The sequence below is a fragment of the Alistipes intestinihominis genome, from assembly GCF_040095975.1.
GTDB lineage: Bacteria > Bacteroidota > Bacteroidia > Bacteroidales > Rikenellaceae > Alistipes > Alistipes senegalensis.
Genome location: NZ_JBBMFL010000039.1, coordinates 1 through 2,611, shown reverse-complemented (window position 1 = coordinate 2,611; position 2,611 = coordinate 1). Strand labels below are relative to the sequence as shown.

At 54.1% G+C, this 2,611-nt stretch carries 2 protein-coding genes; one reads left to right on the top strand and one right to left on the bottom strand.

The genetic code is table 11. The features are described from left to right. Positions 1 to 74: 74 nt before the first annotated feature. A complete protein-coding gene (locus WMO46_RS15510) occupies positions 75 to 995 on the bottom strand; it encodes an AraC family transcriptional regulator (RefSeq protein WP_278964990.1) in 921 nt (306 codons plus the stop codon). A gap of 189 nt (positions 996 to 1,184) precedes the next feature. Here WMO46_RS15510 and WMO46_RS15505 point away from each other — a divergent pair. After that, on the top strand, positions 1,185 to 2,611 hold a 1,427-nt coding region (locus WMO46_RS15505), incomplete at its 3' end, for an L-fucose/L-arabinose isomerase family protein (RefSeq protein ID WP_349094654.1).

The window sequence follows — 2,611 nt, the reverse complement described above, 5'->3', positions numbered from 1 at the left end:
GTTCGGCATTGCCTTTATGTAGTATGGCAGTATTAGGCAGGCCAATGCGCATGCAATGTATTTCGTCATAGTATTTAGGATTGTAGGTTCAGTTCGTTCTGCGGTTTCAGGAGGCTTCCTTGTGTGAATTCCCTGTATTTGGAAGGGGTCATTCCTGTTTTTTTCTTGAATACGATGTTGAAGTATGAGGGCGTCTCGAACCCCACGGCATATGCGATCTGCTGACAGTTCATTTCGGAGTTGGTTAGCAGTTCCTTGGATTTTGATATCTTCAGCTCCTGCATGTATTGGTTTGGGGCGAACCCCGTGTACTCCTTGAATATGCGCCGGAACCAGGAGTATCCCATCCCGATCTGCCTGGCGATCGCTTCTCCCGGCAGATTTTGTTCGATGTTCTCCTGCATCAGGATTTTCGCTTTGGCGATCTGCCCGTCGATGTTCTTGTCACGGAAAGCCATCTGTCTGTCCTCGCTGTACGCGAACCCGAGCAGGAGGTTGACGATTCCGGCCAGAATCTGTTGATGGCCCGACCCCTGTTGTTGTGCTACCGTTGCGGCCCAGCGGTAAAGGTGGTATATCTCCTCGTGGATGCCGATGCTGAACACGGCCTTCTCCCGGACGAAAAACCGCGCTGCCACCCGTTTTTCGATGTCCGGCCCCGTGAATCCGACCCAGGATTCGTGCCATCCGGTGTGCGGATCGGGACGGTAGTTGTGCCATTCTCCCGGAAAGAGCAGGAACATGTCTCCCTCCCGGATTTCACACTCCTTTTGCCGGGTGGACGCGAACTGTCCTCTGCCCCGGGTGATGTATACCAGTTGGTATTCGTTGAGGACTCGCCCCTTTTCGGTTGAAAAGAGATAGCGGGTGGGGTGGTTGCGCGACGGGTATTCGGCTTGCGGCGGGATGTTCTGGTGCCCGGCCGTGGTTACGACCATTCCCCAAAGCATATCCTGGTCGTTCGACATCAGGTATTTTACGTGACTTTCTTCCATTGTGAGAAAATGATATCGGCAAATTTTGAAATCTCCAGTGCAATTATAGGAATAAATGTTTATATGGGGCTTTATATTTTGACAAAATTTCATGTCAGAAAATGAAATCATCAAATCAATGCGAGAAATAGTGCTTGCGATGAATTCCATAGCTTTGCTGAAAATTCGTTACTTGCATTTGATGATTTTATGGAACACACAACGACACGGGCCCGTATCGGGCTCTTTGCTACGGGACTCGATACGTATTGGAACCAGTTCGAAGGTCTTCGCGACCATCTGAACGCTTACAGGGCGGAGATCGTTGCCGGGATCGAAAGAACGGGCAACGTCGAGGTCGTCGATGGGGGCATGGTGGATTCGCCCGAAAAGGCGCTCGCGGCAGCGTCTCTGCTGGCCCGGCGGGAGGTGGACCTCGTATTTTTGTATGTCGCCACTTATTGTCTCTCCTCGACGATTCTGCCCGTGGCCCAGCGCATCGGATGCCCCGTCATCGTGCTGAACTTGCAGCCTTCGGCCGCCATCGACTACCGGAAGATCAATGCACTCGGCGACCGGGGACGGATGACCGGAATGTGGTTGGAGAACTGTCAGGCTTGCTCCGTTCCGGAGATCGCCAACGTGTTCAACCGGGCCGGGTTGCGTTACGACATCGTCACCGGTTATTTGAAAGATGCTTCGGCCTGGGAACAGATCGGGGAGTGGGTGGCCGCGGCGAAAGTTTACCGGGGCATGCGTGAGAACCGGCTGGGTATTCTGGGCCATTATTACGGGGGCATGCTCGACGTTTATACCGACATCACGCGCCAGTCCGCTGTCTTCGGGACGCATTTGGAGATGTTGGAGATGTGTGAGTTGAAACGTTTCCGGGAGCAGTTGACCGAGGATGATGTGAATGCCAAGCTCGGGGAATTCCGTTCGAACTTCGAGGTGAGTCCGGAATGCGAAGATTCGGAACTTCGGCGAGCGGCGGCGACATCGGCGGCATTGGACCGGATGGTCGAAAACCACCGGCTCGGGGCAATGGCCTATTATTACGAGGGCGAAGGTGCGTATGAAGATATTGCGACTTCCGTAATCGCCGGGAATACGTTGCTTACGGGGCGCGGCATCCCCGTTGCCGGCGAGTGCGAGGTGAAAAATGCCCAGGCGATGAAGATTCTGTCGTTGTTGGGCGCCGGAGGATCGTTCTCGGAGTTCTATGCAATGGATTTCAACGATGATATCGTGATGTTGGGACATGACGGACCGGCCCATTTCGAGATTTCCGAAGGCCGCGTCGGCCTTGTGCCGTTGCCGGTCTATCACGGCAAGCCCGGAAAGGGTCTTTCGATTCAGATGTCGGTGAAACAAGGGCCGGTGACGTTGCTTTCGGTCTGTGAGAACGGAAAGGGTGTTTACCTGTTGGCTGCCGAAGGCGAAGCGGTCGAGGGTCCGACCTTACAGATCGGCAACACCAACAGCCGTTATCGCTTCGGATGCGGAGCCCGGAAATTCATGGATGCCTGGTGCAAAGCAGGTCCTTCTCATCATTGCGCCATCGGGGTCGGACATCTGCTCGGGCCGTTGAAGAAAACGGCCTTCCTATTCGGAATCCCGATCTTTGTCGTAGAATA